The sequence below is a fragment of the Vibrio sp. 10N.261.52.A1 genome (assembly GCF_002876325.1).
Taxonomy (GTDB): Bacteria; Pseudomonadota; Gammaproteobacteria; order Enterobacterales; family Vibrionaceae; genus Vibrio; species Vibrio chagasii.
Genome location: NZ_MCYD01001165.1, coordinates 1 through 5,037 on the forward strand (window position 1 = coordinate 1; position 5,037 = coordinate 5,037).

Here is a 5,037-nt window from a genome sequence, read left to right on the forward strand (position 1 = left end):
TGGGGGTCAGTTCACTCTTGGGCTTTTCGTTTTACTGGTGATGTGTTTACTCGGTAGAGTTTAGAACACGAAACTCAGCATAATGGTATAGAGCACTGCATCTTTATCATCAAAGCCCGTCAGTGGATTGAAGTCTTCAACAAAGGCGCCGTTTGTCTTACGAGCTTCAAAGTATTGCACTTCACCATTAAGGGACACGTTCGGCAATACGTCGTAATCGATACCAATCAAATAGCTGTTGCCTGTGAGGTGTTCGTTTGGGTCAAACTCAGCACCATAAACGACATAAGGCGTAAACGAATTCAATCTGTAGCCTAGACTTGCATACATCGATGAAGAGAAGTCACTGATTTGTCCTTCGCTTGATAGTACCGCTTGACCAAATTCATACTCAGCACCCAAAGACCAAAGCTGGATGTGTTGGTTGTCTGCAGTGGGTAACGCACCAACGTTTTTAATCTTAACAGTCTGATCAAAGTTGGAGTCGAGGAAGGACAAATTCCAACGATAGTTCTCTCCACTTAACTGAAGGTTGGCACCAAACATGCGATTGGTTTCAAATTCCAGCTCTGTACTCGAATTAAAATCAACTTCGTTTTTGTCTTTTACGCCAAAGAAAGGGGAGAGTAACAGCGTTGCCTCATCACTCACATCATGAGTCCAGCTGACTTTAATCCCGTTAAATGCGGTTATACCTAATACGGCGTTATACACTTCTGTAGGTGGCCTTGCTGTCATGTAGGCTTGCCCAACATAGTAGTACTCAGATGCAAGGAAGAGAGGCAGTCTCAATCGCCCGATACTGACATCAAAATCATTGAATTCATAACCAAGGTAAGCCCATTCTAATTGCGGGTCACTCCAGTCGTACTGAGGAGCTTTAACAACTTGTACCGACGCTTTAAATGAGTTGTAGAAATAGTCGAGTTGGACACCGAAACTCGTATCGCAATCGTAACAACTTTCATCGGTAAATCCGCGATTAATAATCAATGGGTTATCGTTGTCAGATGTTGCCCAAGAGGTAGAGCCAAAGCCACTCAAGGATAAGTTGTCGGTGAGTTCGATAATGGCGAAAGCCGGAGAAGCAATTGAAGCACATAGTACTGACGTAATTATTCTTTTCATATTATTTCTCCGAACTTATAACGTAGAGAACGTTGGCATTTTGAGGTACCGAAGAGAGTGGGGAGTAACCAATACGGTTTGGTTTGTCATCAAGCCAGTCCACTAAGCTGTCTGTTGACGCCGTTTTGATTTCTCTTGGATAACGAGCTTTTCCTGAAAAAGATAAACCGGCCCAATGAGCATTCATTTGAGCGGCGTTCTTTCCAAGTAATAGTTGGTAAAATTCCTCTCTTTCAGCACTGTTTTCAGGCCAATCTGACAGTTCTACACGTTTGCCGTTAAGACGTTTGGTTTTTCCTCGATATAGCTTTCTTGCTTTGTTAATAGAAATCGCTTCAAACTCTGTGTCTAAAGAGAATATGGCGTAGTCTTCCGCTGCATGAGCTGGGCTAACAAGAAGTAGACTTCCTAATAGCCCTAGTACGGCGACGAACGCAGCTCTGCACTGGAATGCTTTTATTGTTTTCTTCCAATCCATTGGTTTCTCCTAGCAAGTCGCGCTTTCAATTTGGTGGAATAGTTTCTCTTTTCTTACGGGCTTCGCAACGTAACCATCCATTCCCGAATCAAAGCACTTTTGAATATCATCGTCGATAATGCTGGCGGTTAACGCGATGATAGGAGTCTTTGTTAAGCCTAGGTTTTTCTCGTGCTCTCTAATCTCCCTGGTTGCGGTGAAACCATCCATCACCGGCATCATGCAGTCCATTAAAATAATGTCGAAGCTGCTGTCGTTCTGATACATATCAACGGCAATCTGTCCGTTATCCGCGATTTCAAAGGCATAACCTGCTTTTTTAAGCATAACCGAGGCTACTTTCTGGTTTACGCGGTTGTCTTCTACCAAGAGGATCTTTTCAGACTTACTTGGTATCAATTCTTCCTTTGGTTCTTCAGGCAATATGGTTTGGGTTGCGCTGGCTAATTTAGGTGCCTGCGTCACTGATGCGGCACTGTGGATAGGGGGGACTGTCGAATTGAACTTTGGCAGTGTATCGTGTGTTGCCGGCAGTGGTATTGCTTCTACTGCCGTTAGCACTTTCTCTTTTAACATCTCGAATTTGAACGGTTTAGGCACGTAATCGTCCATACCTACATCGAAACACTTTTGAATGTCGTCATCGATGACACTGGCAGTCAACGCAATGATAGGGACGCGGCGGGTTGCTTCTGTCTCTTTCTCGATACGTCGAATGTGCCCCGTTGCCTCAAAGCCATCCATAACAGGCATCATACAATCCATCAAGATTGCTGCGTAATGAGGATTCGCGGTAAACATATCCACGGCCTCTTGCCCATTGTTAGCGAACTCAAATTCGAACCCACTTTTCCCGACGTGTAGACCGGCTATTTTTTGATTTATCTTGTTATCTTCGACAATCAAGATCTTATGTTGAACCTGAAGCTCGGACTGGCTTGCACTCGATAGATCAGCTAAGCCTTGTGTATCGCAAAGTTCGATCGCTTTTATTAAGCGAAGGCCGAGTAAGGGTTGTGACACTTGTGCCGCGATACATTCTCCGATGTCGGCAGGGTCGCTGAGGAAGGAACGAATCAAACAAATGGTCGCGCCATTTTTATGAAGCGAATATAGCTGATCGGCATAGTCACTGGCTTGGAACTCATCGCTTTCCGCAAAGATAACCGTAGTCGGTTTTGTGTGTTGTTTGGTGGTAATTTGGTCACTAATCTCGCTCGTATTATCGGTGGTTTGCGCGACTTCTAATCCGTAAAGTTTTAGGTCGTTTTCGATACGCTCTGAAAGTAAATTAGCATGCCCAAGAATATAGATGTCGGAAGAAGCCGTGCTTGGTTTAGGTAGCCTTAGATCAACCGCTAATTCTAAGTCGAAATAGAAACAGCTACCTTCGCCTTTCACTGAGTCTAATTGTATTTGTCCGCCCATTAGTTCTACGAGCTGAGTACTGATGGCAAGTCCAAGACCAGTGCCCCCAAACTGACGAGTCGTCGAGTCATCTTCTTGCGCAAAAGGTTCGAAGATCTGTTTTTGCTGTTGCTTATCGATACCAATCCCCGTATCTCGCACTGCAAAGCGAACCTTAACCTTGTCATCAGCTTGTTGGAGCGTGTTGATTGAGAGGGTAACGCCACCTTCAGCTGTGAACTTGACAGCATTCGACATGAAGTTCATCAGGACTTGTCTTAGACGGTGATCGTCGATCATCACTCGAGCTGGAGTATCCGGGCTGATATCAACGTTGATTGATATTTTTTGTTCTTTGGCTTTTGGCGCAACAATCGACGCAATATCATAAATTGATTCGCGGATAGACGCAGAATGTGGGCTGATAAGTAACATACCCGATTCGATTTTCGAGAAGTCTAAAATGTCATTGATTAAGCTGAGCAAGAGTTGAGAAGAGGTTTCTATGGTGTCTACATAATCACGCTGTGTCGGGGTTAATGGAGTATCAGAAAGGATCTCTGAGATACCGATAACGCCGTTCAACGGGGTACGGATCTCGTGTGACATGTTGGCTAAGAAGCTGCTTTTTGCCTTACTCGCTTGTATTGCGTGATCTTTCGCTCGCTCTGCGTCTTCTTTTGCTTGCGTGAGTTTTTCTTTGGCGTGTTCTCTCTCGATAGTTAAACGTTCGACTTGTTGAGCGAATAAACTCAGTTCATCTTTACCTTGAATGAGCTTTTCCAGAGAAGGGCGAGTTTCATCATTCTCACTCTTTAAGAACTTCAGAACCAAACCAAGATTATTGGTTACCTGTCTTGCTAAGCTCAGCGTTAAGCCCATAACAATCGTTGCGAGTAGGGCGACTAAAGAGATGAATAATGTTCTTTGTACTTGAGCCGCTGAGATTGCTTGTTCAACTTCAACTTGGAACTCTTGTTTGATGACGTTCCCTAAACTCTGTAATAGGTTCAGTCGCGCGCTCATTGCTTCCAAGCCGACAGATATCTCTTGAGGTGTTAACCCACTGAGAGCGTTGAGATCTAGTAGAGCGTTTCTTATTTCTTGGCTTTGAGCAAACACATCATTTCTGAACACTTCAACCATTAGTGAAACCTGGTGTTCATTGGCATTCAATGACACGAAGCGTTCCAAAAACAGTTGTTGCCTTTCACTCAGGGTTTTAATCTGTTCTGCGAGTTCGGGATCGTATTCTTGGCTACTTTGGAATATCTCAATAAGTGAGGTACCCAATTTAAATTCTTCGTTCGACCAGAACATTAACCATTCGAGTTGTTGTAAGGCGGTCAGGTGCTGTTGGATTTCTCGCTTGGTATTCTCGAACGGTACTTTTTCTATCTCTAGCAACAACTGTTTGTATAAATCACTCTGCCACTCCTGGGCATCCAATTTATCGTAAGTGTCCGTTGCTTCCATAGTCGATAGGGTAGCTTCGCTAAAATCCGCGACTAACTGATCCATGTCATCAGAAGCCCCGAGGAAGATAATAGGAGATAAGGTTTTGAGTTCTAACTTAACTTGTTCACTTTGAGCGGTAAACTCTTCAGGACTCGACGCTAAGGTGCTTCTGTATAAGATAGAAATATCTTGAAGGTAGACAGATAACTGATTGGTTCGCTCAAAATCAGTTAACTGTGTCGTCAAGATATAGGCTTGTCTGCCAGCGAGGAAGAGCAAAAGTGAAATGGGAAGTAGAACTAAGCCAAAGAGTTTATGTTTGACTGAAAGGTTATTCCAGACCGTATTAGCCATATAAGGATCCATTCAACTGTTTTTATCTAAAAACAGTAGAGTAAAAATAGCGATATTGAAACTTTGTGCGGGTTAATTTTTTTGAAGTGTGGGAGGAGTATAACTTCTTATGAATCCGATGCTTATTTTGATTGAATGAATAGTTCTTACTTCTAATCACATCTGTATAGGTCTTTAAACTCTCTTTCTAATAGATGGTGATGGGTATACAG

3 protein-coding genes are annotated in these 5,037 nt (G+C 43.4%); all 3 read right to left on the bottom strand.

All coding sequences use genetic code 11. The annotated features are described in order from the left end of the window. Positions 1-60: 60 nt before the first annotated feature. The 3 genes from BCT81_RS24925 to BCT81_RS24935 are packed head-to-tail and all read right to left on the bottom strand — an operon-like array spanning position 61 to position 4,825. Positions 61-1,128 carry a sulfate ABC transporter permease gene (locus BCT81_RS24925; RefSeq protein ID WP_102426201.1) on the bottom strand — a complete coding sequence of 356 codons (1,068 nt, stop codon included), beginning with the start codon at positions 1,126-1,128 and terminating at the stop codon, positions 61-63. Between the two features lies 1 nt (position 1,129). Continuing rightward, the gene (locus BCT81_RS24930; protein ID WP_102426202.1) at positions 1,130-1,606 is read right to left on the bottom strand and encodes a hypothetical protein; all 477 of its coding nucleotides are present in this window, start codon (positions 1,604-1,606) and stop codon (positions 1,130-1,132) included. A gap of 9 nt (positions 1,607-1,615) precedes the next feature. Continuing rightward, positions 1,616-4,825 (bottom strand): response regulator, encoded by a 3,210-nt coding sequence (locus BCT81_RS24935; RefSeq protein ID WP_102426203.1) that lies wholly within the window; start codon positions 4,823-4,825, stop codon positions 1,616-1,618. Positions 4,826-5,037: the final 212 nt, after the last annotated feature.